This is a genomic window from Pseudomonas izuensis, assembly GCF_002356535.2.
In the GTDB taxonomy this organism is placed as follows: Bacteria; Pseudomonadota; Gammaproteobacteria; order Pseudomonadales; family Pseudomonadaceae; genus Aquipseudomonas; species Aquipseudomonas izuensis.
The window spans coordinates 624679-650436 of record NZ_AP017423.2 but is presented as its reverse complement, the minus strand read 5'-3'; the positions used below and the strand labels follow the sequence as shown (position 1 = coordinate 650436).

The window sequence follows — 25758 nt, the reverse complement described above, 5'->3', positions numbered from 1 at the left end:
CGAGCCCTTGCCTGACTATTCCGGCGCCGCGCATAGTTATATTCTGGCATCAACCTACGAAGGGATTTCGCCGTGCGCTGGCTCAGGATTGCCATAGGCTTCACCGTCACCTTGCTGACACTGCTCTGCATGCTCCCGGCCCAAGCCGGGCAAGGCAGTGGCTTGGCTGTATTGCTTGACGAACAGGGCGACCTGCAACTGAGCGATATCCGTTCCGCCCGCTATACCAACCAATTCAGTCCCATCGATCTGGAACGCGTCAAGGCAGCCGAGCCCGATGGCGCACTCTGGCTACGCTTTCGCCTCGCACCCGGCAAGCATGAACAGGTGCTGAGGGTGTTCGCACCCGACCTGCTGCAACTCAACATGTATGTGCTGGACGGCGACAAGCTGATAGAGCAGTCGACCACCGGTAACAAACAGCCCCTGGCGGATCGGCCACTGCCCAGCAGCGACTTCATGCTGCCGCTACCGCAAAACGAAAAGCCCCTCGACGTTTACCTGCGCCTGGTTTCCGAACATCAGCTGCGCCCCTATATCACCCTGGAATCGGCGGTCATGACCGCGGCCAGCCAGAACCAGTCGCTGATTTACGGCCTGTTGCTGGGCTGCATCGGCATGCTGATCCTGCACAACCTCATCCGTTACGCCTACACCCGCTCGCGCAGCAGTGCCTGGCTGGCAGCTTGTGAAGCCTTGTTGGGGCTCAGCCTTGTACTGTTGCTGAATCTGGCTGGGCCCTGGCTGCCGAATTGGCAAGCGGTGCAAACGCCGGGGGCATACCTCGCCCTGTTATTGACGGCCCCCTGTGGACTGATGTTCGCCTATCGCTTCTTCGCCCCCCTCGGTCCGCATCCGCTGAACAAGCTGATTCTGGGCGACATCGTATTCATCATGATCTGCGGCCTGCTGCTGCTCTTCGTCAACACACTGCCGCTGAACATCATCACCTACGGCCTGGTCGCCCTGGCAGGCTTGAGCATGCTGTTTGTCAGCGCCTATCACTGGCAGAAAGGCTATCGTCCGGCGCGGCTGTTCGTGGCGGCCATGGTGGTGTTCAACCTCGGCACTCTGATCATCCTGCCCGCCCTGCTGGGCCTGACCCTGATCGAGCCCCATGGCCTGATCACCACCCTGCTGGCATTCATCTGCATCAGCGGCCTGTTGATGAGCATTGCCTTGAGCGAGCGCCAGCGCCGTATCACTGAAGACCGTTTCAGCATCAGCCGCGACCTCGCGGCCAGCAACGCCGAGATCAACGCCAAGGCCGAATTCCTGGCGAAGATCAGCCATGAGATCCGCACACCGATGAATGGCGTGCTGGGCATGACCGAGCTGTTGCTGGGTACGCCACTCTCGGTCAAGCAGCGCGACTATGTGCAGACCATCCATAGCGCCGGCAACGAACTGCTCACACTGATCAACGAAATCCTCGACATCTCCAAACTCGAATCCGGGCAAATCGAACTCGACGACGTGCAGTTCGATCTCAACGCACTGATCGAAGACTGCCTGAGCATCTTCCGCGCCAAGGCCGAACAGCAGAACGTCGAGTTGATCAGCTTCATTCAGCCGCAAGTTCCGCGGGTCATCAGTGGCGACCCGACACGCCTGCGCCAGACCTTGTTGAGCCTGCTTGAAAATGCCCTGAAGAAAACCGACGAAGGCGAAATCCTGATCGTCGTCGCGCTCGACGAACGCAGTGCCAAACCCCGCCTGCGCATTGCCGTGCAGGACAGTGGCGAACCCATGGACGCCGAAGAGCGCGATGCGCTGATGCACGCCGAACTGCACAGCAAGCACTTCCTCTCGGCCAACCGTCTGGGCGGCAATCTGGGGCTGGTGATCGCCCGACAGCTGATCCGCCTGATGCAAGGCGAGTTCGGCATCAAGAGCGGCAGCAATCAGGGCAGCACCTTATGGCTGACTTTGCCGCTGGACCCTGATCGCCTCGAGCACCCGACCTCCGACCTTGATGGACCGCTGCAAGGCGCCCGGGTTCTGGTGGTGGATGACAACGACACCTGTCGCAAGGTTCTGGTGCAACAGTGCAGCGCCTGGGGCCTGAACGTCAGCGCCGTTCCGTCCGGCAAGGAAGCACTGGCGTTGCTGCGCACCAAGGCGCACTTGCGCGACTACTTCGACGTCGTCCTGCTGGACCAGAACATGCCTGGCATGACCGGCATGCAGCTGGCCGCCAAGATCAAGGAAGATCCGAGCCTGAACCACGATATCTTGCTGATCATGCTCACCGGCATCAGCAATGCGCCGAGCAAAATCATCGCGCGCAACTCGGGGATCAAACGCATCCTCGCCAAACCGGTGGCCGGCTACACCCTCAAAACGACCCTGGCCGACGAGCTGACCCAACGCAACAAGGGCCTCGCAGTCATGCACCAACCGCCGTCCGGCGGCCCCCTGCCGGTCAAGGTGCCCAGCGATTTCCGCATTCTGGTGGCTGAAGACAACAGCATCTCGACCAAGGTTATCCGCGGCATGCTGGGCAAGCTCAATCTGCAACCTGACACGGCCAGCAATGGTGAAGAAGCCTTGCAGGCCATGAAGGCGCAACGTTACGACCTGGTGTTGATGGACTGCGAAATGCCCATCCTCGACGGTTTCTCGGCTACCCAGCAATTGCGCGCCTGGGAAGTGGGCAACCAGCGCACCCGTACTCCAGTGGTTGCGTTGACCGCACACATCCTTGCCGAGCATAAGGAGCGCGCGCGCCAGGCGGGCATGGACGGACACATGGCCAAGCCGGTCGAGCTTTCGCAATTGCGCGAACTGATCGAACACTGGGTTGCCCAACGCGATCTGCAGAACCGCACGGCGACACCCACGTCCTGAGCCGACAGACCCGGCAACGCCTGATAGACTCCCCCCTCGACCTCCCTCGCCAGTGAGCCTGCACCATGCTCCATGTGTTGTTCAGCGTTTACCTGAAGATGCTGGTGCTTTATAGCCCGTTCTTCGTATTGTCCTGCTTCATCAGTCTGACCCGCGGATACTCGCGCAAGGAACAACGTCGGCTGGCCTGGAAAGTGGCGATCGCCACCCTGGTCTCAAGTGTCTTGTTGTACCTGTTTGGCCGGGTGATTTTCAGCGTTTTCGGTATCACCGTGGACGCGTTCCGCATTGGCGCCGGCAGCGTGCTGTTCATCTCGGCGCTGGGCATGGCTCAGGGCAAGTCGGCGGTGCAGACCGACAACGTGCAGCAGGATGTGACCATCGTCCCGCTGACCATCCCTCTGACGGTCGGCCCCGGCACTATTGGTGCCTTGCTAGTGATGGGCGTGAGCCAGCCGCATTGGGATGACAAGCTCACGGCCATTCTCAGTATTGCCCTGGCCAGCTTCACTGTCGGTGTGGTGCTGTACCTCTCCAACCGCATCGAACGTATTCTCGGCGATCAGGGATTGCAGATTGTCAGTCGGTTGATGGGGTTGTTCGTGTGTGCGTTGGCGGCGCAGATTATTTTTACCGGGGTCAAAGGTTATCTGGTGCCCTGACCTGCCGAAACATGACAGTTACGAAAAGGCCTTGTCATTAAGACAAGGCCTTTGTTTTTTACCAGGGCAGATATTCAGAGCTTGAGTTTGTGCACAAGTAATCTTTCGGAGTAAGCCTCGATTTTTTCGTGCACCTGCGCACGGTGATCCTCAAATACTTTTCGCTTGAAGGCATACACACCACCGTCCGGGACAATCAGCACCCTTTTGTCAAACTCCTTCCAGAAGAAAAAATCCTGCTCTGTCACAGTAGTACTGACACGCATGCCAAAAAGACAGACAACCGTTTTGCCCGATGCCAGGCGCTCGCAAGGCGCACATTTGAGAATGCCCAAACCGCCGTGCATGACGTTACCGTGGAAAAACTCCCAAGCGAATTTGTCTAACTCCAACGCCCTGTAGGTATGTTCGAAAAGCTCTCCCATGCGCTTGGAGCCAAGCCGAACAATGACCTCATGGCCAGTCCTCAGTAACTGGGGAACACTCGTCACCCGGAACGGTTCGGTGTGAACCATAGCTTCCAGGGTGAAACCGACTTCCAGCAATTGATTCTTGTAGCAATCGAACCAAACTTTCTGTGACGTGTGCTGTGGGTATTTATCGTTCGCCGTCAATTCGGAATATAGCAAACAGTCCTGTATATCCTGTTGGTCTTGCAAGTCGACTATTGAATCAAAAGCAAGCAAACAACCACCCACCACAGCAGCATCTGCATGTACCGGCATATAAATACCTCGCCAGCCAAACCTTAATAACAACACAACAACTGATAACGTTACTGAAAGCCGTTAGCCCGCCCGCTTCTTGAATAGCCCATCACCAAACTGGTCAATATAACTGTACACCTGCTGGCGCTTGCGATCGAAAGCTCGCTTATTGAACTTTCGAATTCCAGCCGCCTGAAAAAGATGCACACCCTGAGTATTGAAGGTAAAGAACAAAAAGTCACCATTGTAATGCTTACTATAGACATCAAGCCCTCCCATGACCATCGCCATTCCACCACCTGGAGCAACGATGCAAGGGACTGCCTTGAAGCTGACGACTTGACTGTTCTTGCTTCCCGACTCGATTACCTTTAGGGCTGCCTGGTCTCCCTTCAGCTTTTCGAAGCCGCTGGCCACCAGATTCAGCACATTACCCGAACCAGCACTGATGACGGTCTGCAGCACCTGCAATAGTGCTTCATTCATAGTCAGCGTCAGTGTTTTGGAGTCATGAGTCTTGCGGGTATAGCTTTCGGTAACCCAGCCGAGCGCAGTCAATGCCTCGTTGTACGCGGCGTAGCGTTGCTCCTGGGAGCTATTGGCAGGCAATTTACGAACGACGGCTTCGGCAAAGGCCTGGCTATCCAATGCATCCTGCTTGTCGTCCTCGGAAAGACGCTCTTCGAACACTACGAGTGATTGACCAACAATGGATGCATCATGTTCTTGCTCCGTACGAGAAAACGCAAAATCGAAATCCCCACTGAAACCTCTGACGCGTGGTTGAGAAGAAGCCTCGGCCAACTGAGTTTCAATTCCTTCGAAATATTCATCTTGGGACAAGGGATCAAACAACAAGTCCGTGAAAATAAAATTATCCATCATTACTCCTTAGTTAGCATCAAGCCGCCTCATGCGACAAATCCAAACTAAAGCATTCACCCACAAGACTCAATTAACAATAAATAGAAACTCATACAACAAATTGCCAATTCAGACACAACAACAAGACACCAAACACAAGATGAGTGTCCACATTATTATCTGGGTAAAACGGCCCCGGAACGAGGCCGTAATCATCAACAGCCCGGTTTAGTACCGTACCAGCGCGGCGTATAAACCCATTCTCCGCCGTCGGCACGGGGAAAAGTGCATGTCGTGGAAGAACCGATCAACACCATGGTGCGCATGTCGACCTGATCCGGGGTCAACTGACCGAGGGTGATGACCCGCAAGGTCTGGCCTGGGCGGCCGATGTCCCGTCCCAACACGACCGGGGTCTGGGGCTCGCGATGGCGGGAAACGATATCCAGCGCCTGCCCAAGTTGCCAAGGACGTGAACGCGAGATCGGGTTGTAGAACGCCAGGGCCAGGTCCGCTTGAGCTGCCAGATCCAGACGTTTCTCAATGATCGACCAAGGCTTGAGGTTGTCCGACAGCGATATCACGCAGAAGTCATGCCCCAAGGGCGCGCCAGCCTGGGCAGCCGTCGCCAGTGACGCGGACACGCCCGGCAGGATTTCCAGATCAACGCGGTGCCACGCTGGATCGCTGGACTCATGCAACGCTTCAAGCACGGCGGCCGCCATGGCAAACACGCCCGGGTCGCCAGACGACACCACCACCACCGAACGCCCTTGAGCCGCCAGTTCAAACGCATGGCGTGCCCGCTGCATCTCTTCGCGGTTGTCGGTGCAATGCAGCACCTGGTCATCACGGAACGGTCCGGCCATCCGCACGTAGGTTTCATAACCCAGCACATCATTGGCGCGAGCCAGTTCGGACTTCACCGCTGGCACCATCAGTTCGGCGGCACCGGGGCCCAACCCTATCACCGCCAGGCGTCCGCGAGGCCGACCAATCTGCAATGGATCCAGCGGTTGTTCAGCGACCACAATGGCAATGCTGTCATCACCCAGAACGGATACAGGCTGACTGATGGCATTGCTGACCAGCTCACCAACACCTGCTCCCGCGTTGGTAAAACGCAACGGCACACCCAACTCAAGGGCTGCTTCACGTAGCGCCGGGCTGGCCATATCGGTATCGGCCGCCAACAGGCAGGCCACCGATTGCACCGCGATGCGAGACTGATGCAAAGCCTCGCGCACCGCGTTCGGCAAATCTGTAATGCCGCCACTGACCGCCACCAACACACTGCGTGGATAGATCAGCAATTCATTGGCCGTGGGCACACGCTCGACGGGACTGACATGCACCGCCAGTCGCGCCTGAGCATCCTCCGGCAACTGTGCTTGCGCCAGCCAGGGTGCCGCGCCTTCGATGCGCACCGTTTCACCGGCCAGCAAGTCGGAGACAAATCGCTTGCCCAGTTCCAGATCACCAAGGGCGTAGCCACTTGGAGGATTGAGCAGGCAAGTACCGAAGCGCAACTCACCGCTGGTGGTAATGGCGGGCGCCACGTTCAAGCCTGCGGCAATCTCCCGCGCCAGCACGTTCACACCGCCCAGGCCGCCGAGCAATGGCACCACCGCACTGCCATCTTCGGCTACCGCCAGTACGGGCGGCTCAGCGCCCTTTTCCAGCAGCAGCGGCGCGAGAGTACGGATCACGATCCCGGCAGCGCACAGGGCGATGATCGGCGTGTCCTGTTGATAAAGCTCGCGCAGGGTAGCGCCGAACTCGTGATAGACACGGTCCGCGCCCTCGACCCGTTCGGCCAGGCCGTGGATCAATGCACCGGGATACAGCTTCGCAATAGTACGTGCGGTAGCGAGGCTGCCATTACCGAGAATGACAATTGCCGGAACTGGACGAGTCATCAGCCTTGCCACCTTTCGCCCGGAACGATGATCAGCGAGAAGTACGGCGAGGACATCGGCTCGACTTGATCCAGCGGCACGATCTTCTGGTTGGCCATGGTCGCGCGCTCGACGTAAAGCGCGCGCTCGGCCAGCCCGAGTTCTTCCAGCACCTGGCGAACCTTGGGAAAGTTGCGCCCCAACTTCATGATTACCGCGGCATCGGCATCGGCCAGGCGGCGTTTGAGCTCATCATGGGGCAACACGCCGGACAATACCGACAGACTCTGATTGCGATACACCAGCGGCGCTCCGAGTACCGAAGCCCCACCCAGCATCGAGCAGACGCCCGGCACGACTTCGGCCTGATAGCGCTCGGCGAGCCGGTCGTGCAGGTACATGTAGGAACCGTAGAAGAACGGATCACCTTCGCAGATCACTGCCACGTCGCGACCCGCATCCAGGTGCACGGCCAGTTGCTCACCGGCGGCATCGTAGAAATCACTGATCACTTGTTCATAAGACAACGGTGCGGGCAGCGCCTCGGTGGTCACCGGGTAAACCAGCGGCAACAAGGTCTGGGCACCCTGCAAATGCGCCTCGATGATGCCGAAAGCATTGCCCTTTTTGCCCTTGGCGACGAAGTACGCCACAACCGGCGATTCACGCAACAGGCGCAAGGCTTTGACAGTAATCAGTTCCGGATCACCGGGACCGACGCCAAGGCCGATCAAACGTCCAGGTTGTTGCATCATTCGATCTCCGTGGCGAGGGCATTGACGGCGGCGGCGGCCATGGCGCTACCGCCCAGGCGACCTTGCATGATGACGAAAGGCACGCCACGGCTGTCCGCCGCGAGCATTGCCTTGGACTCGGCTGCACCGACGAAACCCACCGGGAAGCCAAGGATCAGCGCCGGTTTCGGTGCACCGGCATCAAGCATTTCCAGCAAATAGAACAGCGCCGTCGGCGCATTGCCGATCACCACCACGCTGCCTTCCAGGTGCGGACGCCACAATTCCAGTGCGGCGGCGGATCGGGTGTTGCCCAGTTCACGAGCCAGCTCCGGCACGCTTTCATCACGCAAGGTGCAGATGACTGGATTGTTCGCCGGCAAACGCGCGCGGGTGATGCCCTCGGAAACCATCCGTGCATCGCACAGAATCGGCGCACCGGCCGCCAGCGCATCGCGCCCGGCCTTGCCCGCGCCTTCGGAAAATTGCAAACCGTCGATGGCGTCGACCATGCCACAGGCGTGAATCACCCGAACCGCGAGTTTTTCCAGATCGGTCGGGATTCGCGCGAGGTTGGCCTCGGCGCGAATGATCGCGAAGGAATTGCGATAGATCTCCTGACCGTCGCGGATGTAATCAAGCATCAAGGGGGCTCCGTGAGCGGGCGTCGAGCAAGGCTGCGACCGCTTCAATAGTAAGGTTGCGTGCATGCAGCGCGCCGAAACCGGACTGCGCTGCATCGCGAAAATAGAGGTCGTAGTGACCGGGGGCGACGGCCAGCAACGTCACCGGCGCCGTATGAGCGGCAGCGCAGGAACGCGGGCAACCGCTCAGATGAACGCTCAGGGCGTGGCGTTGTAGTAGTGCAGCCAGTTGCCGGGCATCGCCCTTGGTCTCGGCCAGGCTTTTGCCACAACCGTTTGAACCGGTGCACGCAATCATCCGGGTCAACGACTGATCGGCGTTGCATAGCAAGCCCAGTCGCTCCAGACCTCGAATGACTTCAGTGCCGTGTTCGTTGCGAATGTTGGGCAACAGCAGGCCTTGCCAAGGTGTGAACCGCAGGCTGCCATCGCCGAACGCGTCCGCCAGCTGTGCAGCTCCGCGCAATGTTGCGGGATCCAGTCGCCCCAGCGGTGGCACTGCCCCGACGTAGATAACCCCGGTCTCGGCCTGCGGATGAGCGCCAATGTGCAGAACACTCGAGTCCGCGGTGCGTCGCCCATCGGTCACGCTCTGGACGGAGACACGCTCGGCCAGTCGAACCAGAAAGTCTTCGATTGAATACTCGGCCAACAAATGACGCATCCGCGTTTGCTCGGGACGCGCCAGCTCCAGAAACAACTCAAGCACCGCCACCACCAGGTCATGGCCATCGTCGAGTGCAACCGAGCCTGCGGGCTGATCCGTGGGGCAACCGGCCAAACCAAACGCCAGCCGCAGCTCGCCGTCTCGTTCAAAGGCCGAGAGCCACAGGTCGTGGGGATGCTCGAGCATCGCCAAGGCCTCGCCGCCATCAAGCTGCACGGCAAACTTGGCGCTGAGGTCGTGGAAACGTTCGTGCCGTTGCACCGTGGCGAGAATCTGATCCGCCAGCGGTCGAGTGTCGAACAGCATCTGCCGATCGATCCCGGCAGCAGGGCTGAGCATCAGATTGCGCACGTCATCACCCGCCGCATCGCTTGGCCCCAACCCGGCTGCCAGCAGGCTGTCGATCAACGATGCCTGTTCGCGGCCTATCCCGCGGATCTGCAGGTTGGCGCGGTTGGTCGCCTCGATCACCCCACCAGCGTATCGCTCGGCTGCGTCAGCCACGGCAATCGCCTGCTGTGAGCGGATGGAGCCGCCGTTGAGTTTGATCCGGCAGATACCGCCGTCCAGAGCCTGGACGATACGCAACAACCCCGGGCAGGCCGAGGGGCGTAAGGCAGTGGTCAGCGGGCGTTCGTTCAAAGGAGAGACCGGGAATGTTGGAAAGGCGATTCGCAAGCAAAGGCGCGGTATTATGCCTGCTTTGTTCGACGGCATGAAAAGTCTGCCCGTCGGATCAGTGCGTTTGAGGAATATAGATGTCGCCCTGGCTGACGGTAGTGGGAATCGGTGAGAACGGCTTCAATGGCCTGGGCAAAAATGCCCGGCACGCCCTGTTGAACGCTTCGCGGATCATTGGCGGCCAGCGGCAACTGGATTTGTTACCCGCCTGCATCCGTGGCGAGCGGCAATTGTGGCCCAGTCCTTTTACCCTTGACCCGGTCCTGGCCAGGCGCGGCGAGCCGGTCTGCGTCCTGGCCAGCGGCGATCCGATGTTTTTCGGAGTGGGCGCCAGTCTCGTCCGACAAATCCCCGCCGATGAAATGCTGATACTGCCCACCCCCTCCTCCTGCTCCCTCGCCGCCGCCCGGATGGGTTGGCCATTGCAGGACGTGGTCACACTGTCGGTGGTTGCCCGCCCAGTCGCCGCACTCAGCGTCCAATTGTTCAGCGGCGCGCGCCTGCTGGTGCTGAGCAACGATGGCCGCAGCCCCGCCGCCATCGCCACGCTGTTGCGCGAGCGTGGTTTCGGCCCCAGCCGCCTTACCGTGCTGGAGCACCTGGGCGGTGAAGCCGAGCGGCGTATCGATGGCATTGCCAGCGACTGGACCGATTGCGCCATCGCCGACTTGAACCTGATCGCCATCGACTGCATTGCCGAGCCAAATACACCACGCCTGTCGCGCCTGGCCGGGCTGCCCGACTCGGCGTTCAAGCATGACGGCCAACTGACCAAACGCGACGTGCGCGCGATTACCCTGGCCCGCCTGGCTCCAGTGCCCGGCGAACTGTTGTGGGATGTCGGCGCCGGCAGCGGTTCGATCGGCATCGAATGGATGCGCGCCCACCCGAGTTGCCGGGCGCTGGCCATCGAGGCCGATAACGGGCGGCAGCTGTTGATCGAGCACAACCGCGATGCCCTCGGCGTGCCCGGCCTGCAACTGGTTCGCGGCCGAGCACCGCACGCCCTCGACGGGCTCGAACGTCCAGACGCCATCTTCATCGGTGGCGGTGTCACCCGCGAAGGCGTATTGGACAGCTGCTGGGCCGCGCTAAAACCGGGCGGCCGACTGATTGCCAACGCGGTCACGCTGCAAAGTGAAATGACCCTGATGGCATGGCGTGAACAGCATTGCGGGGAGCTGACGCGCATCCATATCGCTCAGGCGCAACCGCTGGGCGACTTCGATACCTGGCGCCAGGCATTGCCGATCACCCTGCTGGATATGACGAAACCACTCGATGCGTGACGAAACCGCCGAACAACCCGCGCCGCTGCGCAGTGGCTTGACCACGGGCAGCTGCGCCACTGCAACCTGCCTCGCCGCGGCTCGCCTGCTGCTCGCCGGTACCCCGGCGGACGCGGTGCAAATCGTCTTGCCCAAGGGCAAGCAGGTGCAGATGCGCCTGGAATTCTGTCGGCTGACGGACGACAGCGCCGAGGCCGGAACGATCAAGGATGCCGGCGACGATCCCGATGTCACCCATGGTGCCCTGCTCTATTCCCAGGTCCGCCTGCGCGCCGAGCCGGGCATTGGTTTCAATGCGGGACGCGGAGTCGGCACAGTGACTCGCCCCGGGCTGGTGCTGGGCGTCGGCGAACCGGCGATCAACCCGGTGCCGCGCAAAATGATCACCGATCACCTGACCCGACTAGCCGGCGAACTGGGCTATGGCGGTGGTTTCGAGGTCACGGTCAACGTCGAAAACGGCGAGGCCCTGGCGCTGAAAACCATGAATCCGCGCCTGGGAATCCTCGGTGGCCTGTCGATCCTCGGGACCAGTGGCATCGTCCGGCCGTTCTCGTGCGCGGCCTACATTGCCTCGATCCACCAGGGCATCGATGTGGCGAAGACCAACGGCTACCTGCACATCGCCGCGTGCACCGGCAACGCCAGCGAAGACACTATGCGCCGGGTCTACAACCTGCCGGAAATTGCCCTGATCGAAATGGGTGACTTCGTTGGCGCGGTGCTCAAACACCTGCGCAAGGTGCCGGTGGACAGACTCAGTATTTGTGGTGGCTTCGGCAAGATCAGCAAACTGGCGGCCGGGCACATGGACTTGCACAGTCGGCATTCGAGCATCGACCTGCCGCAACTGGCCGAATGGGCCGCGGCGGTCGGTGCCGATACAGCGTTGCAGCAAGGCATCCGCGAGGCCAACACCAGTCAGCAAGCCCTGGCCATGGCCAGCGCCGCCGGCGTTGCCCTCGGCAATGCGGTGTGCCGGCATGCCCTGGACTTTGCCCGCAGTGTGGTGCCGGCGCAGGTTCAGGTCGAAGTGTTTGCCATCGATCGCCAGGGCGGGATCGTTGGCCATGCCGGAGCTTTTCAATGAAACGCATTCTGTTGCTGGGCGGTGTCACCGAAGCCCTGGCCATCGCCCGCACCCTCGGCCCCGAACACATCTACAGCCTGGCCGGTATCGGTCGGGTGCCAACGGACCTGACCTGTCAGGTTCGCGTCGGCGGCTATGGCGGTGCCGAAGGTCTGGCGCAGTTCATCCGCGATGAACGGATTGACCTGTTGCTGGATGCCACGCATCCCTATGCGGCCAAAATCAGCCAGAACGCCGCCAGCGCTGCGCACCTGAGTGGTATTGCCTGCTGGGCACTGCGGCGGCCGGCGTGGCAGCCACAAGCCGGGGACGACTGGCGCGAAGTCAGCGATTGGGCCGAACTGATCGAAGCGCTGAAGCCTTTTCGGCGACCACTGTTCACCCTGGGCCGCGAGCCCTTGCAACACCTGGACGAAATCCCCGAGGAACAATTCTGGACCTTGCGCGCACTGGACGTGTATCCGGGCAATGAGCGCTGCGAAGTGATCGGCGCACGTGGACCGTTCCTGATCGACGATGAACGTGAACTGTTCGAACGAAGGCAGATCGACGTGCTGATCAGCAAGAACAGCGGCAGCACCGCGACCGAACCGAAGCTGGAAGTGGCGCGCGAGCGTGGGGTGCCGGTGTTGGTGTTGAAGCGGCCGGCGTTGCCGGGGGTTGAGCGGGAGTTCGAATCAGTGACGGAGTTGTTGCGGGTAATGACAGAACAGCTATCAACTTGAGTATTGCGAACGCTTTAGCACGCCATCGCGGGCAAGCCCGCTCCCACAGTTGATTTGATCGGGCAGAAAATTTGAGCCAGGCAATAAACCTGTGGGAGCGGGCTTGCCCGCGATGACGTCATGGGCAGCGATACAAAAGGATAACGATCATGAATGAAATTCCGAAGAATGCTTAAGCGACACTGGCATTTCGCTATTCGCGTCTATTCTGAAGTCTATGAAATCGCTGCGACACCAAACCGCACGCCGCTTTTTTACTTATCGGCATTGATCAGGCTAAATAGCCGCGCCTGATCGCCCACCCAATGGATCTGTCCCATGTCCCGACAACGGCTCGCAATTGCCTGGATAGCCTGCTTCGCAGTGCTGTTCAACCTGCTCGCCATGCCGATGTCCGGAGCGATGGCGCAGTCGGCTAAGTTGCCTGCCGAGCAATTGTTGTGGGGCAGTTTCTGCTCGTCCAGCGGCACCAGGATGGTGGCGGTTTCTCTCGGTGATATCGAGCAGAAAGCCCCGCAAAGTGATGTTCATTCCAACATGCAGCATTGCTGGTGTTGCTCCGGCTCGGCGCCGGTGGTGGCGTTGCCGGGGCACGTGCCCCAGTTGTATTTCGCGCAATTCGAATCCAATCGAAGCCTGCCGGCTGCCTCGCTCAGTACACCGACACCGCGCCAGCAATGGCCGAGCCTCAATCCCCGCGCATCCCCTCTGGTGTGATTCCATCTCGCAATTGAACTGCGTCCTGAATCGTTCTGGAGAACCACCATGTTGAACAAACTCATCGTTGTGGCAGCGTTGCTGCTGCCTGCCTGCTTTGCCAATGCCCACGAATACAAGGTCGGGGAGCTGGAAATCGCTCATCCCTGGTCACAGGAGTTGCCGCCCAACGCGCCAAACGTTGCTGCCTATTTCGTGATCAACAACGAAGGCAAATCAGCTGACCGATTGCTCAGTGTCGACTCGCCCATTGCAGGCGAAGCGCAACTGCACGAGCACGTGATGCAAAACGACGTGATGAAAATGCAGCACGCACCAAACGTGGAAATCCCCGCCGGTGGCGAAGTCACGTTTGCACCCATGGCCTATCACGTGATGCTGCTCAACCTGAAAGACCGGAGCCTGCTGAGCGACGGCAAGCGCTTCCCGATGACCCTGCACTTCGAGAAATCCGGTGACGTGACGGTCGAAGTGGCGGTGCAGAAACAGGCGCCTGAAGACGGGCAAAAGCACGCGCACGCCCAATAACCGCTTGAGCTGAAAACGCCCATGCGCCCGTTTAGCGCCAGGCGATCCAGACCCCGTCGTCAGCCATCGAGCCTGACACGCGGCAGCTGGATCAGCCTGTTCGCCATGTTGATGATCTTTATCGGCCCACTGGTTTCCCAGTCGATGCCGATGGACTCGCACGCGTCCATGAGCGTGAGCATGTCGATGGGCCTGTCCATGGACATGCCGGCAATGGATCATGCCGGGCATGGCGCACAACCGGGCGCCGAACACAGCCCGCTCCCTTCGGGGCATCATGCGCTGTGGGAAAAGTGCGGCTATTGCAGCCTGTTGTTCAACTGCCCGGCGCTCACCGGTGGTGTGTCACTTACCGCGTTCGACACCCCGCCCACCAGTACTTTCACCTCCCCTTCCCCGCGCCTGGGCCATGCCCGGCAGACCTTTTTCCCCGGTGCCCGCACCCGCGCCCCGCCCATCATCACGTAGACCCGCAAACCCATAACTAAAAGATCCGAGCCACGCGGAGCACACGTGATGAAACAGCCCAAAGTGAACTTCTACAACCTGGCATGGCGCTGGCATTTTTATGCCGGATTGTTCGTTGCGCCATTCATGGTGATGCTGGCCCTCACCGGCACCCTTTACCTGTTCAAGCCACAACTCGACTCGCTGATGTACAGCAGTTTGCTCAACGTCCCCGCCGGCCATCACACCATCCCGGCCGACAACCTGCTCAACCGGGTGAAAGAAGCCTACCCACAAGGCACGATCAAACAATATCTGCCACCGGTGAACGCCGAACGCAGTGCCCAGTTTGTTGTGCTCGACAGCGGCAAAGAGCTGAACGTATTCGTCGATCCGTACCACGGCGACATCCTCGGCGAACAAGACGCCAAGAAAAACCTGCAAGCCATCGCGCGGGCGATTCACGGCGAACTGATGATCGGCACCGTGGGCGACCGACTGGTGGAATTGGCCGCCGGCTGGGGTGTGGTGCTGGTGGTGTCCGGGGTATTCCTGTGGTGGCCGCGGGGTCAGGCCGCCGGCATTCTGTGGCCACGCCTGAGTAGCCGCGGCCGGTTGCTGTGGCGCGACTTGCATGCCGTCACCGGGTTCTGGGGCGCCTCGCTGCTGCTGGTGATGCTGCTCAGCGGCATGACCTGGACAGGTTTCTGGGGCCAGCAATACGCAGCGGTGTGGAACGTCTTCCCGGCGGCGATGTGGGACAACGTGCCCAAATCCGATGTTGAAGCGCGCAGCCTCAACGAGGCTCATCGCCAAACCGTGCCATGGGCCATGGAAAACACGCCGATGCCAATGTCCGGTGACCACGCCGAACACATGGCCCACGACGGCGCTCACGCAGGTCCCGCGGCGCCGACCATCAGCCTGCAAGACGTGCAAAACATCGCGGCGCAAAGCAAGGTCGAGCCCGGTTACAGCATCACCCTGCCGAAGTCCGCGACCGGCGTGTTCACCATCTCGGTATTCGCCGATGATCCGCGCAACGACGCGACCCTGCATGTCGATCAATACAGCGGCAAAGTTCTGGCCGATGTGCGCTTCGAGCAGTACGGCACCGTCGCCCGCGCCACGGAAATCGGCGTGATGCTGCATGAAGGCAAAATGTTCGGCGTGTTCAATCAGATCGTCGTGCTGTTGATCTGCCTGATGATCCTGCTCAGCGCCGTCAGCGGCGTGGTGATCTGGTGGAAGCGTCGCCCGCAAGGCAAGTTCGGCGTGCCGCCGCTGCGCCACGACCTGCCAAAATGGAAAACCGCAATGGTTATCATGTTTGCCCTGGCGGTGGCGTTCCCGTTGGTGGGGGCTTCGCTGGTGGCGGTCTGGCTGCTCGACAAGCTACTGCTGTCGCGCTTGATCCGACAAACTGAAAGCGCCTCAACTTCATCATGAAACAGGCGAGATGCGCGGGGTTTAAGGGACTGTAAACTCCCCCGCGCGTCACTCTGACATTTCAGGGTTTCCTTTGCGGCCCTTTCGCTGGCAAGCCAGCTCCTACAGGATTTTCACGTCCCCTGTAGGAGCTGGCTTGCCAGCGGAGAGGCCATCAGCAACACCCCAAGAGCAACTGCATGACCTCGCTGAACCTCACAAACCTCACCTGGTCGCCACTGGGCCACGGCCACTGCCATCACCAATTTCAGCTGCGCAGTGCTTCGCTGCACGTGGCCGCCGGCGAGTTCGTCGGTTTGATCGGCCCCAACGGCAGTGGCAAGACCAGCCTGTTGCGTTGCGCCTGGCGCTTCAACAAACCGGAAAGCGGCGAGGCCAGGCTCGACCATCACAACGTCTGGACGCAATCTTCGCGCTGGTGCGCGCAACGTATCGCCGTGGTGTTGCAGGAGTTTCCCGATGCGTTTGGCCTGACCGTCAGCGAGGTCGTTGCCATGGGGCGCACGCCGCACAAGGGGCTGTTCGACGGCGACACCGTCGAAGATCGAAACCTTGCGACAAAGGCGATTGAATCCGTCGGGCTCAAAGGCTTCGAAGACCACGCACTCTCCACCCTTTCCGGCGGCGAAAAGCAGCGCGTGATCCTCGCCCGCGCCCTGGCCCAGCAACCTCAATTGCTGATCCTCGACGAGCCGACCAACCACCTCGACCCGCGCTATCAGCTTGAGCTGCTGCGGTTGGTCAAGCGCCTGAAAATCGGCACCCTGGCGAGCATCCATGACCTCAATCTGGCTGCCGCCTTCTGCGATCGGCTCTACGTGATCAACCACGGTCGCATCGTCGCCAGCGGCGCGCCGAAAGAAGTACTGACCGCCGCGCTGCTGCGCAACGTGTTTGGTGTCGAAGCGTTAATCGATGAACACCCCTTGCACGGCTACCCACGAATCACCTGGATAACCCGGCCATGATTTTGCGTTCCCTGCTGTACGTTTCCCTGTTGCTGGGCAGCGCCCAGGCGCTTGCCGAGGCCACGCACTACCCGTTGACGATTCAGAGCTGCAACCGCGAGGTGACCTTCCAGCAAGCGCCAAAGCACGCGGTCAGTCACGACATCAACATGACCCAGATGATGCTTGCCCTTGGCCTCAAGCCACAGATGGCGGGATACAGCGGTGTGTCCGGCTGGAAGTCGGTGACGCCGCAAATGCACAGCATCCTCGAGGGATTGCCGGAACTGGCGGCCAAGTACCCGTCGGTGGAAACCCTGCTCGACGCCAATGTCGATTTCTTCTTCGCCGGTTGGGACTATGGCATGCGCGTGGGCGGCGATCTCACGCCACAGACCCTGCAGCCACTGGGCATCAATGTGTATGAGTTGACCGAGTCCTGCGCCTTTGTGATGAAGCGTCCACCGGCGACGCTGGAAGACACTTATAACGACCTGCGCAACCTCGGAAAAATTTTCGACGTACAGGATCGCGCCAACACCTTGATCAGCGAGATGCAGGCGCAGGTCGCCGGAGTCCGCAAAGGTCTGCCTGCCGAAAGACCCCGGGTGTTTCTCTATGACAGTGGCGAAGACCGGGCCATGACCTCGGGTCGCCTGGGCATGCCGCAAGCGCTGATCGATGCGGCGGGCGGACGCAATGTGCTCGACGACGTCGAAGCGAGCTGGACCCGGGTCAACTGGGAGAACGTGGTCGAGCGCAATCCGCAGGTGATCGTGATCGTCGATTACGGCGAAGTCACTGCCGAACAAAAAATGCAGTTCCTGCTGGATAACAAGGCACTGCAATCTGTCGATGCGATCAAGCACCAACGCTTCATCGTCATCCCCTACGTGCAGGCCACGCCGGGGATCGATAACGTGCTGGCGGTGCAAACCCTGGCCAATGGCTTCCACGGCGGATGATCAATCGTCGCTACGCCTTGTTGCTGATCGCCCTCGGTGCGTTGTTGCTGGTGTCCTGCGTGGTGTCGCTGGGTTTCGGCCCGGCGCGGGTGCCGGTGGACGTAGTGTGGCGGATTCTGCTGCACAAGCTGTTTGGTTTCGGCGTGCCCGACTGGAGCGCCGGGCAGGAACACATCGTCTGGCTGATCCGCGTACCGCGCATGTTGCTGGGTGCATTGGTGGGTGCCGGATTGGCTCTGATCGGCGCGGTGCTGCAAGCGGTGACGCGCAACCCGCTGGCCGACCCGCATTTGCTCGGGGTCACGTCCGGCGCGACGTTGGGCGCGGTCATCGTAGTGCTGCATGTCGGCGAAATCGTCGGCCTGCTGACCCTGCCCATCGCCGCTTTCATCGGTGCATTGTCGAGCATGCTGGTGGTGCTGATGATCGCCAGCCGGCACGGTCGCCTGGACAGTGATCGTCTGCTGCTGTGTGGCGTGGCGGTGTCGTTCGTGATGATGGCGATTGCCAACCTGCTGCTGTTTCTCGGCGATCACCGCGCCAGTTCCGCAGTGATGTTCTGGATGCTCGGCGGGCTCGGGTTGGCGCGTTGGGAATTGCTGGCAGTGCCTGCTGCCAGCGTACTGCTCGGACTGGTCATGCTGCTGGGTATGGCGCGTTCGCTGAATGCCTTGATGGCGGGTGAGCAGACCGCCGTGACGCTGGGATTGAACGCACGGACAGTGCGGTCGTGGGTGTTTGTCATTGCCTCGCTGATGACCGGAGTACTGGTCTCCATCAGCGGTTCAATTGGTTTCGTCGGGCTGATGATGCCGCACATTGCGCGGCGATTGGTCGGGGCCGAGCATCGTCGGTTGTTGCCGGTGTGTGTGTTGATCGGCAGCGTTTTCCTGGTGTGGGTGGACGTTGCGGCACGGACAATGATCGCCCCAGAAGACCTGCCCATCGGCGTTGCCACCGCTGCCATCGGCGGCCTGTTCTTCATCGGCCTCATGCGCCGCCGCTGATACCACAAAACACCACGGAACCTGTGGGAGCTGGCTTGCCAGCGATGACGGCGGCACATTCAACATTTCTGTGCCTGTTCTACCGCTATCGCGGGCAAGCCCGCTCCCACAGAGGGCGGCGCTAATTGACATTCCTGCGCCCCGTTCTGGCGCAGAGGAACGCACCAACGCGCCAGGTGCGTCCCTTCATGGTGCGCCACCAACTCCGGCAACCGCTCTAAACCGACATTTCCCTGCCTTTTCCCGACCGGGCACAGCCCTTGCTAAAGACCCTTCAGTCGTCCGCATCTGCCAACCAGAAAAATTAAACGTTCATGGAGATCGCACAATGAAGCGTCGCAGTTTGATCAAGGCTTTCACACTCACGGCAAGCATTGCCGCGATGGGCATGACCTGGACTGTCCAGGCTGCCGAGACCATCAAGGTCGGGATTCTGCATTCGTTGTCCGGGACCATGGCGATCTCCGAAACGTCGCTCAAGGACATGGCCTTGATGACCATCGACGAGATCAACGCCAAGGGCGGCGTGAATGGCAAGATGCTGGAGCCAGTGGTGGTGGACCCGGCGTCGAACTGGCCGCTGTTCGCGGAAAAGGGCCGGCAGCTGCTGACCCAGGACAAGGTCGCGGTGGTGTTCGGTTGCTGGACGTCCGTATCGCGTAAATCGGTGTTGCCGGTGTTCGAAGAACTCAACGGCCTGCTGTTCTATCCGGTGCAATACGAAGGCGAAGAGATGTCGCCAAACGTGTTCTACACCGGCGCCGCGCCAAACCAGCAAGCGATCCCCGCCGTCGAGTACCTGATGAGCGAAGAAGGCGGCAGTGCCAAGCGCTACTTCCTGCTCGGCACCGACTACGTCTACCCACGCACCACCAACAAGATCCTGCGTTCGTTCCTGCACGCCAAAGGCGTGGCCGACAAGGACATCGAAGAGGTCTACACCCCGTTCGGCCACAGCGACTATCAAACCATCGTGGCCAACATCAAAAAATTCTCGGCCGGTGGCAAGACCGCCGTCATCTCCACCGTCAACGGCGACTCCAACGTGCCGTTCTATAAAGAACTGGCCAACCAGGGTCTGAAAGCCACCGACGTTCCGGTCGTGGCGTTCTCGGTCGGTGAAGAGGAATTGCGCGGCATCGACACCAAGCCGCTGGTGGGCAACCTCGCGGCGTGGAACTACTTCGAGTCGGTGGAGAACCCGGTGAACAAGAAGTTCGTCGATGACTGGAAAGCCTACGCGAAGAAGCACAACTTGCCGGGCGCCGACAAAGCCGTAACCAACGACCCGATGGAAGCCACCTACGTCGGCATACACATGTGGGCCCAGGCAGCGGAAAAAGCCAAGTCCACCGACGTCGACAAAGTCCGCGAAGCCCTTGGCGGCCAGACGTTTGCCGCGCCGTCCGGCTACACCCTGACCATGGACAAGACCAACCACCACCTGCACAAGCCGGTGATGATCGGCGAGATTCAGGCCGATGGACAGTTCAACGTCGTGTGGCAGACCGAAGGGCCGATCCGTGCCCAGCCGTGGAGCCCGTTCATTCCGGGCAACGACAAGAAGCCTGAGTATGCGGTGAAGAGCAACTGAGCCATTGGATGTCGGGTGTGAACACCGTGCTCATGCCCGACACAATTCCCTGTGGGAGCTGGCTTGCCAGGGATGGCATCACCTCGGTACATCAGACACACCGAGTCGCCTGCATCGCTGGCAAGCCAGCTCCCACAATGTCCGCGTCAAGGCGATCATCTATGCCCAGTGCCTTTTACCGACTTGTTCTTGCCATCGCATTTCTTTTGCCAATGGCCACTTTCGCCAGCGACGCCGAAGACTTCGTCGCCGCCAACCCCACACAGCAAGCCAAGCTGCTGGAGTCCTGGGCCGCGCAGCCCGACCCGGCGCGTATCGAACTGATCAACGCCCTGCAACAAGGCGAGTTGACCGTCGATGGCCAGCCGAAAACCTTGCGCCTGAACAACCGCCTTCGGGCTCTGATCGATACCGCGCTGGCGAGCCACCAATTACTCGCCACCGATACCAAACTCCGTCTGGCCGCCGCGCAACAATTGCAGAAAAGCGCCAAACCCGCGCAGCTGAAATTCCTCGACCAGCAACTGTCTGGTGAGAAAGATGAAAGCGTCCACGCCGCCCTGAGTCTGGCCCTGGCTAACCTGCAACTGGTAGACAACGACCCCGCCGTTCGCCTCGCCGCCGTGCGCCTGCTTGGCGAAACCGGCGATCCGCTGGCCCGCACCCGCCTCGAAAGCTTGTTGCAACCCGGCGTGGAAACCGACACCAACGTGCGCACCGCCGCCGAAACCAGCCTCGCTCAAGTCAAACGCAAACTGCTGATCGGCGAGCTGCTCGGCCAGGCCTTCAGCGGCATGTCCCTCGGTTCGATCCTGCTGCTCGCGGCGCTGGGCCTGGCGATCACCTTCGGCCTGCTCGGGGTGATCAACATGGCCCACGGCGAGATGCTGATGCTCGGCGCTTACTCGACTTACGTGGTGCAACTGATGTTTCAGCGCTTGGCGCCGCAGGCCATCGAGTTCTATCCATTGGTCGCATTGCCGGTGGCGTTTTTCGTCACCGCCGGGATCGGCATGGCGCTGGAGCGTACGGTAATTCGTCACCTCTACGGCCGTCCTCTGGAAACCCTGCTCGCCACCTGGGGCATCAGCCTGATGCTGATCCAGTTGGTGCGTCTGGTGTTTGGCGCGCAGAACGTCGAAGTGGCCAACCCGGCCTGGCTGTCAGGCGGGATTCAGGTGCTGCCCAATCTGGTATTGCCGTACAGCCGCATCGTGATCATCGCCTTCGCGCTGTTTGTGGTCGTCCTCACTTGGCTGCTGCTGAACAAGACACGTCTGGGCTTGAACGTTCGCGCGGTCACCCAGAACCGCAACATGGCGGCGTGCTGCGGTGTGCCGACCGGCCGCGTCGACATGCTTGCCTTCGGCCTTGGCTCGGGCATCGCGGGCCTCGGTGGCGTTGCGCTGAGCCAGATCGGCAACGTCGGTCCGGACCTCGGCCAAAGCTACATCATCGACTCGTTCCTGGTGGTGGTGCTCGGTGGTGTCGGGCAACTGGCCGGTAGCGTATTCGCCGCTTTTGGTCTGGGCATTGCCAACAAGATCCTCGAACCGCAGATCGGTGCCGTGCTCGGCAAAATCCTCATCCTCGCGCTGATCATTCTGTTCATCCAGAAACGTCCGCAAGGTCTCTTCGCACTGAAAGGACGGGTGATCGACTGATGAACCAGCCCCTGCTCGTTACCGCGACACAGAAAGCCGGCCCCAAAGCCACGATTGCCGTCGGTGTTGTAGCCCTCGTTTTACTGCTGGCGCTACCGCTGCTGTCGTTGTTGTCTCCCGATAGCACGCTGCATGTCTCGGCCTACACGCTGACCTTGGTGGGCAAAATCCTCTGCTATGCCATCGTCGCCCTGGCGCTGGATCTGGTCTGGGGCTACGCCGGCCTCTTGTCCCTCGGCCACGGCCTGTTCTTCGCCCTCGGCGGTTACGCCATGGGCATGTACTTGATGCGCCAGGCTTCGGGCGATGGCCTGCCGGCGTTCATGACCTTCCTGTCCTGGACCGAATTGCCCTGGTACTGGACCGGCACCCAAAGCTTCCTCTGGGCCCTATGCCTGGTGGTGCTGGCGCCGGGATTGCTGGCGTTGGTGTTCGGCTTCTTCGCCTTCCGCTCGCGGATCAAGGGCGTGTATTTCTCGATCATGACCCAGGCCCTGACTTTCGCCGGGATGCTGCTGTTCTTCCGCAACGAGACCGGGTTTGGCGGTAACAACGGCTTCACCAATTTCCGCACGATTCTCGGTTTCGGCATCACAGAACCGGGCACACGTGCGGTGCTGTTTTTCGCCACGGTGCTGTTGCTGGTAGCGAGCCTGCTCATCGGCTGGCGCCTGGCCCGAAGCAAATTCGGTCGCGTGCTGACCGCGTTGCGCGATGCGGAAAACCGGCTGATGTTCTGCGGCTACGATCCGCGTGGTTTCAAGCTGTTTGTCTGGGTATTGAGTGCGGTGTTGTGCGGCTTGGCCGGTGCGCTGTACGTACCGCAAGTCGGGATCATCAACCCGAGTGAAATGTCCCCGACCAACTCCATCGAAGCCGCCGTGTGGGTTGCCCTGGGTGGTCGCGGCACGCTGATCGGCCCGTTGCTCGGCGCCGGCGTGGTCAACGGCATGAAGAGCTGGTTCACCGTGGCCTTCCCCGAATACTGGCTGTTCTTCCTTGGCGCGCTGTTCATCGTCGTGACCCTGTACCTGCCCAAAGGCGTGATCGGTCTGCTGAAGAAACGGCCTTATGAAAAGAGAGATGAATCATGAGAGTCACTGCCACGGCTGAGTTCATGCTCGAACCGGCATTTTTTCCGCCCCTGGAGCCCAACCGCGATGCCGGTACCAGCCGCGATACGATCGGCCTCGGCCAGCGCGCCGGCAAAGGCCTGAACACCCGCCACGGCACCCTCCTGACCCTGGAGGACATCAGCGTCAGCTTCGATGGCTTCAAGGCACTGAACAATCTGAATCTGTACATCGGCGTGGGTGAATTGCGCTGCATCATCGGTCCCAACGGCGCGGGCAAGACCACGTTGATGGACGTCATCACCGGCAAGACCCGCCCCAGCCACGGCAAGGCCTGGTTCGGTGAAACCCTGGATCTGACGCAAATGAGCGAAGTGCAGATCGCCCAGGCTGGCATCGGCCGCAAGTTCCAGAAGCCGACGGTGTTCGAAGCCTTGAGCGTGTTCGAGAACCTGGAATTGGCGCAAAAAACCGACAAGTCGGTGTGGGCCAGCCTGCGAGCACGGCTCAACGGCGAACAACGGGATCGCATCGCCGAGGTGCTGCACACCATTCGCCTGACCTCTTCGGCCAATCGCCCGGCCGGCCTGCTGTCCCATGGTCAAAAGCAGTTTCTGGAGATCGGCATGTTGCTGATGCAGGACCCGCAACTGTTGCTGCTCGACGAACCGGTGGCGGGCATGACCGACGCCGAGACCGAGTTCACCGCTGAACTGTTCAAGAGCCTGGCTGGCAAGCATTCGCTGATGGTGGTGGAACACGACATGGGCTTCGTCGGCTCGATTGCCGACCACGTCACCGTGTTGCACCAGGGTAGCGTGCTGGCGGAGGGGTCGCTGGAGCAGGTACAGGACAACGAGCGGGTGATCGAGGTGTACCTCGGTCGCTGAGTCTGCGAACACCATCACTGTGGGAGCTGGCTTGCCAGCTCCCACAGGGTTCTGTGTGAAGCACAAGGAATTTGAACATGCTGCAAGTCGACAAGCTGCACCAATACTACGGCGGTAGCCACATCCTGCGCGGCCTGACGTTTGACGTGAAGGTCGGTGAAGTCACCTGCCTGCTCGGGCGCAACGGCGTGGGCAAGACCACTCTGCTCAAGTGCCTGATGGGTCTGTTGCCGGCGAAAGAAGGCGCGGTGAACTGGGAGGGCAAACCGATCACCACGTTCAAGCCGCATCAGCGGGTGCATGCCGGGATCGCCTATGTGCCGCAGGGCCGGGAAATCTTTGGCCGGCTGACCGTGGAAGAAAACCTGCTGATGGGTCTGTCGCGGTTTCCCGGCTCCGAGGCCAGGGAAGTCCCGGCATTCATCTACGAGCTATTCCCGGTGTTACTGCAAATGAAACAACGGCGTGGCGGCGACTTGTCCGGCGGCCAGCAACAACAGCTGGCGATCGGCCGCGCACTGGCCAGCCGCCCACGCCTGTTGATCCTCGACGAGCCCACCGAAGGCATCCAGCCGTCGGTGATCAAGGAGATCGGCGCGGTGATCAAGAAACTCGCGGCCCGTGGCGACATGGCGATTCTGCTGGTTGAACAGTTCTACGACTTCGCCGCCGAACTGGCTGACCAGTATCTGGTGATGTCCCGTGGCGAGATCGTGCAGCAGGGTCGCGGTAAAAATATGGAAGCCGAGGGTGTGCGCGGTCTGGTTACGATTTAATCTGTAGCAACCTAACGATAATTAAAAACCATGAATTCACCTGCCTCCACAACGCTGTTCACCCCCAGCTGGCACGCCGAACTGGAACTCGGCTACGCCCGCTTCGGCGACACCACGCGCCCGGTCCAGCGCCGTCACCTCGGGCCCTTGCGCGTGCAGAAGCATTTGTATGCCGAGGGCCCCGAAGTCTGCCAGCACATCATCGTTCATCCGCCTGGCGGGATTGCGGGTGGTGATCGCCTGGACATATCGGCCAGTGTCGGCCGTGACGCCTGGGCACAGATCACCAGTCCCGGCGCAGCCAAGTGGTATCGCGCCGCGGGCCCCGCTTATCAGCACTTGAAATTGAAGGTGGCGGCCGGTGCGACACTGGAATGGTTGCCCCAGGAGACGATCATTTTCAGCGCGGCACAGGCGCAACTCAGCACCTCTATCGACCTTGAAGGCGATGCCCGGCTGTTCTACTGGGACGTGGTGGCACTGGGTAGACCGGCCAGCGGCGAGCGCTTCGACCTCGGGCATTTTCAGGCGCACCTGGATATCAGCCGTGATGGCCGGTTGCTCTGGCATGAGCGCCAGCGCATCGTCGGCGATGACGGCTTGCTGGACTCGCCGATCGGGCTGGATGGGCAGCCGGTGTTTGCGACGCTGTTGGTGACAGGCGAGATTGATAGTGAACTGCTGGAACAGTGTCGTTCGCTACCCCATGACGTGCGTGGGGATTTGACGCAGTTGCCGGGGTTGCTGGTTGCCCGATGCCTGGCCGGCGAAGCGCTGTTGGCGCGCGGCTGGTTGATTGAATTATGGCGATTGCTCAGGCCTGCACTGCTCGGCCGAGAAGCAGTCCCTCCCAGAATATGGAGCACCTGACACCGATCCCCTGTAGGAGC

Annotated in this window: 24 protein-coding genes; 18 read left to right on the top strand and 6 right to left on the bottom strand. The window is 60.6% G+C overall.

Features of this window, described 5'->3' with window-relative positions; genetic code table 11:
- Positions 1–72: 72 nt before the first annotated feature.
- The gene (locus LAB08_RS02845) at positions 73–2850 is read left to right on the top strand and encodes a hybrid sensor histidine kinase/response regulator (protein WP_096513618.1); all 2778 of its coding nucleotides are present in this window, start codon (positions 73–75) and stop codon (positions 2848–2850) included.
- A 65-nt stretch (positions 2851–2915) separates the two neighbouring features.
- Entirely contained in the window at positions 2916–3512 is a 597-nt protein-coding gene (locus tag LAB08_RS02840) for a MarC family protein (protein ID WP_096513619.1), read from the top strand.
- A 74-nt stretch (positions 3513–3586) separates the two neighbouring features.
- On the opposite strand, the gene LAB08_RS02835 is transcribed toward LAB08_RS02840, so the two are convergent.
- From LAB08_RS02835 to cobG, 6 genes are all read right to left on the bottom strand, one after another.
- Positions 3587–4237, bottom strand: coding sequence for a hypothetical protein (locus LAB08_RS02835; RefSeq protein ID WP_096513620.1), 651 nt, complete (start codon positions 4235–4237; stop codon positions 3587–3589).
- A gap of 63 nt (positions 4238–4300) precedes the next feature.
- Positions 4301–5101 (bottom strand): hypothetical protein, encoded by an 801-nt coding sequence (locus tag LAB08_RS02830; RefSeq protein WP_254007497.1) that lies wholly within the window; start codon positions 5099–5101, stop codon positions 4301–4303.
- A 197-nt stretch (positions 5102–5298) separates the two neighbouring features.
- Positions 5299–7002, bottom strand: a complete 1704-nt coding sequence (cobJ, locus tag LAB08_RS02825) for a precorrin-3B C(17)-methyltransferase (protein WP_096513622.1) — start codon at positions 7000–7002, stop codon at positions 5299–5301.
- The gene (locus tag LAB08_RS02820; protein WP_096513623.1) at positions 7002–7733 is read right to left on the bottom strand and encodes a precorrin-2 C(20)-methyltransferase; all 732 of its coding nucleotides are present in this window, start codon (positions 7731–7733) and stop codon (positions 7002–7004) included. The genes cobJ and LAB08_RS02820 overlap by 1 nt, the downstream gene beginning before the upstream one ends.
- The gene (locus tag LAB08_RS02815) at positions 7733–8359 is read right to left on the bottom strand and encodes a precorrin-8X methylmutase (RefSeq protein ID WP_096513624.1); all 627 of its coding nucleotides are present in this window, start codon (positions 8357–8359) and stop codon (positions 7733–7735) included. The genes LAB08_RS02820 and LAB08_RS02815 overlap by 1 nt, the downstream gene beginning before the upstream one ends.
- Positions 8352–9743, bottom strand: a complete 1392-nt coding sequence (gene cobG / locus LAB08_RS02810; protein WP_096513625.1) for a precorrin-3B synthase — start codon at positions 9741–9743, stop codon at positions 8352–8354. Before cobG ends, LAB08_RS02815 begins: the two co-directional genes overlap by 8 nt.
- 41 nt (positions 9744–9784) lie before the next feature.
- Between cobG and cbiE the strand changes: the two genes are divergently transcribed.
- The 16 genes from cbiE to LAB08_RS02730 all read left to right on the top strand — a co-directional run bounded on the left by cbiE (position 9785) and on the right by LAB08_RS02730 (position 25738).
- Entirely contained in the window at positions 9785–10996 is a 1212-nt protein-coding gene (gene cbiE, locus LAB08_RS02805) for a precorrin-6y C5,15-methyltransferase (decarboxylating) subunit CbiE (RefSeq protein ID WP_096513626.1), read from the top strand.
- The gene (locus tag LAB08_RS02800; protein ID WP_096513627.1) at positions 10989–12086 is read left to right on the top strand and encodes a cobalt-precorrin-5B (C(1))-methyltransferase; all 1098 of its coding nucleotides are present in this window, start codon (positions 10989–10991) and stop codon (positions 12084–12086) included. The genes cbiE and LAB08_RS02800 overlap by 8 nt, the downstream gene beginning before the upstream one ends.
- Positions 12083–12811 (top strand): cobalt-precorrin-6A reductase, encoded by a 729-nt coding sequence (locus tag LAB08_RS02795; RefSeq protein ID WP_096513628.1) that lies wholly within the window; start codon positions 12083–12085, stop codon positions 12809–12811. The genes LAB08_RS02800 and LAB08_RS02795 overlap by 4 nt, the downstream gene beginning before the upstream one ends.
- A gap of 318 nt (positions 12812–13129) precedes the next feature.
- Positions 13130–13528 (top strand): DUF2946 domain-containing protein, encoded by a 399-nt coding sequence (locus LAB08_RS02790; RefSeq protein WP_096513629.1) that lies wholly within the window; start codon positions 13130–13132, stop codon positions 13526–13528.
- 48 nt (positions 13529–13576) lie between these two features.
- Positions 13577–14056 carry a copper chaperone PCu(A)C gene (locus LAB08_RS02785; RefSeq protein ID WP_096513630.1) on the top strand — a complete coding sequence of 160 codons (480 nt, stop codon included), beginning with the start codon at positions 13577–13579 and terminating at the stop codon, positions 14054–14056.
- Between the two features lie 21 nt (positions 14057–14077).
- The gene (locus LAB08_RS02780) at positions 14078–14524 is read left to right on the top strand and encodes a DUF2946 domain-containing protein (protein WP_096513631.1); all 447 of its coding nucleotides are present in this window, start codon (positions 14078–14080) and stop codon (positions 14522–14524) included.
- A gap of 48 nt (positions 14525–14572) precedes the next feature.
- Positions 14573–15952 carry a PepSY-associated TM helix domain-containing protein gene (locus LAB08_RS02775; RefSeq protein WP_096513632.1) on the top strand — a complete coding sequence of 460 codons (1380 nt, stop codon included), beginning with the start codon at positions 14573–14575 and terminating at the stop codon, positions 15950–15952.
- Positions 15953–16131: 179 nt separating this feature from the next.
- On the top strand, positions 16132–16920 hold the full coding sequence (locus tag LAB08_RS02770; protein ID WP_096513633.1) for an ABC transporter ATP-binding protein: 789 nt from the start codon (positions 16132–16134) through the stop codon (positions 16918–16920).
- Positions 16917–17864, top strand: coding sequence for an ABC transporter substrate-binding protein (locus LAB08_RS02765; RefSeq protein WP_096513634.1), 948 nt, complete (start codon positions 16917–16919; stop codon positions 17862–17864). Before LAB08_RS02770 ends, LAB08_RS02765 begins: the two co-directional genes overlap by 4 nt.
- Positions 17861–18871: a FecCD family ABC transporter permease gene (locus LAB08_RS02760; RefSeq protein WP_096513635.1), complete on the top strand. Its 1011-nt coding sequence runs from the start codon at positions 17861–17863 to the stop codon at positions 18869–18871. The genes LAB08_RS02765 and LAB08_RS02760 overlap by 4 nt, the downstream gene beginning before the upstream one ends.
- Before the next feature lie 328 nt (positions 18872–19199).
- The gene (gene urtA, locus LAB08_RS02755) at positions 19200–20465 is read left to right on the top strand and encodes an urea ABC transporter substrate-binding protein (RefSeq protein ID WP_096513636.1); all 1266 of its coding nucleotides are present in this window, start codon (positions 19200–19202) and stop codon (positions 20463–20465) included.
- Between the two features lie 161 nt (positions 20466–20626).
- Positions 20627–22129: an urea ABC transporter permease subunit UrtB gene (gene urtB / locus LAB08_RS02750; protein WP_096513637.1), complete on the top strand. Its 1503-nt coding sequence runs from the start codon at positions 20627–20629 to the stop codon at positions 22127–22129.
- Positions 22129–23223 carry an urea ABC transporter permease subunit UrtC gene (gene urtC, locus LAB08_RS02745; protein WP_096513638.1) on the top strand — a complete coding sequence of 365 codons (1095 nt, stop codon included), beginning with the start codon at positions 22129–22131 and terminating at the stop codon, positions 23221–23223. The genes urtB and urtC overlap by 1 nt, the downstream gene beginning before the upstream one ends.
- Positions 23220–24092 carry an urea ABC transporter ATP-binding protein UrtD gene (urtD, locus tag LAB08_RS02740; RefSeq protein ID WP_096513639.1) on the top strand — a complete coding sequence of 291 codons (873 nt, stop codon included), beginning with the start codon at positions 23220–23222 and terminating at the stop codon, positions 24090–24092. The genes urtC and urtD overlap by 4 nt, the downstream gene beginning before the upstream one ends.
- Before the next feature lie 77 nt (positions 24093–24169).
- Positions 24170–24868 carry an urea ABC transporter ATP-binding subunit UrtE gene (gene urtE, locus LAB08_RS02735; protein ID WP_096513640.1) on the top strand — a complete coding sequence of 233 codons (699 nt, stop codon included), beginning with the start codon at positions 24170–24172 and terminating at the stop codon, positions 24866–24868.
- Between the two features lie 30 nt (positions 24869–24898).
- Positions 24899–25738: an urease accessory protein UreD gene (locus LAB08_RS02730; protein WP_096513641.1), complete on the top strand. Its 840-nt coding sequence runs from the start codon at positions 24899–24901 to the stop codon at positions 25736–25738.
- Positions 25739–25758 lie beyond the last annotated feature (20 nt).

What these genes read in the sequence shown, in the direction of transcription:
- LAB08_RS02840 (WP_096513619.1), top strand. Translation starts at nt 2,916, where the DNA reads ATGCTCCATGTGTTGTTCAGCGTTTACCTGAAGATGCTGGTGCTTTAT.
- LAB08_RS02835 (WP_096513620.1), bottom strand. Translation starts at nt 4,237, where the DNA reads ATGCCGGTACATGCAGATGCTGCTGTGGTGGGTGGTTGTTTGCTTGCT.
- LAB08_RS02830 (WP_254007497.1), bottom strand. Translation starts at nt 5,101, where the DNA reads ATGGATAATTTTATTTTCACGGACTTGTTGTTTGATCCCTTGTCCCAA.
- cobJ (WP_096513622.1), bottom strand. Translation starts at nt 7,002, where the DNA reads ATGACTCGTCCAGTTCCGGCAATTGTCATTCTCGGTAATGGCAGCCTC.
- LAB08_RS02820 (WP_096513623.1), bottom strand. Translation starts at nt 7,733, where the DNA reads ATGCAACAACCTGGACGTTTGATCGGCCTTGGCGTCGGTCCCGGTGAT.
- LAB08_RS02815 (WP_096513624.1), bottom strand. Translation starts at nt 8,359, where the DNA reads ATGCTTGATTACATCCGCGACGGTCAGGAGATCTATCGCAATTCCTTC.
- cobG (WP_096513625.1), bottom strand. Translation starts at nt 9,743, where the DNA reads ATGCCGTCGAACAAAGCAGGCATAATACCGCGCCTTTGCTTGCGAATC.
- cbiE (WP_096513626.1), top strand. Translation starts at nt 9,785, where the DNA reads ATGTCGCCCTGGCTGACGGTAGTGGGAATCGGTGAGAACGGCTTCAAT.
- LAB08_RS02800 (WP_096513627.1), top strand. Translation starts at nt 10,989, where the DNA reads ATGCGTGACGAAACCGCCGAACAACCCGCGCCGCTGCGCAGTGGCTTG.
- LAB08_RS02795 (WP_096513628.1), top strand. Translation starts at nt 12,083, where the DNA reads ATGAAACGCATTCTGTTGCTGGGCGGTGTCACCGAAGCCCTGGCCATC.
- LAB08_RS02790 (WP_096513629.1), top strand. Translation starts at nt 13,130, where the DNA reads ATGTCCCGACAACGGCTCGCAATTGCCTGGATAGCCTGCTTCGCAGTG.
- LAB08_RS02785 (WP_096513630.1), top strand. Translation starts at nt 13,577, where the DNA reads ATGTTGAACAAACTCATCGTTGTGGCAGCGTTGCTGCTGCCTGCCTGC.
- LAB08_RS02780 (WP_096513631.1), top strand. Translation starts at nt 14,078, where the DNA reads ATGCGCCCGTTTAGCGCCAGGCGATCCAGACCCCGTCGTCAGCCATCG.
- LAB08_RS02775 (WP_096513632.1), top strand. Translation starts at nt 14,573, where the DNA reads ATGAAACAGCCCAAAGTGAACTTCTACAACCTGGCATGGCGCTGGCAT.
- LAB08_RS02770 (WP_096513633.1), top strand. Translation starts at nt 16,132, where the DNA reads ATGACCTCGCTGAACCTCACAAACCTCACCTGGTCGCCACTGGGCCAC.
- LAB08_RS02765 (WP_096513634.1), top strand. Translation starts at nt 16,917, where the DNA reads ATGATTTTGCGTTCCCTGCTGTACGTTTCCCTGTTGCTGGGCAGCGCC.
- LAB08_RS02760 (WP_096513635.1), top strand. Translation starts at nt 17,861, where the DNA reads ATGATCAATCGTCGCTACGCCTTGTTGCTGATCGCCCTCGGTGCGTTG.
- urtA (WP_096513636.1), top strand. Translation starts at nt 19,200, where the DNA reads ATGAAGCGTCGCAGTTTGATCAAGGCTTTCACACTCACGGCAAGCATT.
- urtB (WP_096513637.1), top strand. Translation starts at nt 20,627, where the DNA reads ATGCCCAGTGCCTTTTACCGACTTGTTCTTGCCATCGCATTTCTTTTG.
- urtC (WP_096513638.1), top strand. Translation starts at nt 22,129, where the DNA reads ATGAACCAGCCCCTGCTCGTTACCGCGACACAGAAAGCCGGCCCCAAA.
- urtD (WP_096513639.1), top strand. Translation starts at nt 23,220, where the DNA reads ATGAGAGTCACTGCCACGGCTGAGTTCATGCTCGAACCGGCATTTTTT.
- urtE (WP_096513640.1), top strand. Translation starts at nt 24,170, where the DNA reads ATGCTGCAAGTCGACAAGCTGCACCAATACTACGGCGGTAGCCACATC.
- LAB08_RS02730 (WP_096513641.1), top strand. Translation starts at nt 24,899, where the DNA reads ATGAATTCACCTGCCTCCACAACGCTGTTCACCCCCAGCTGGCACGCC.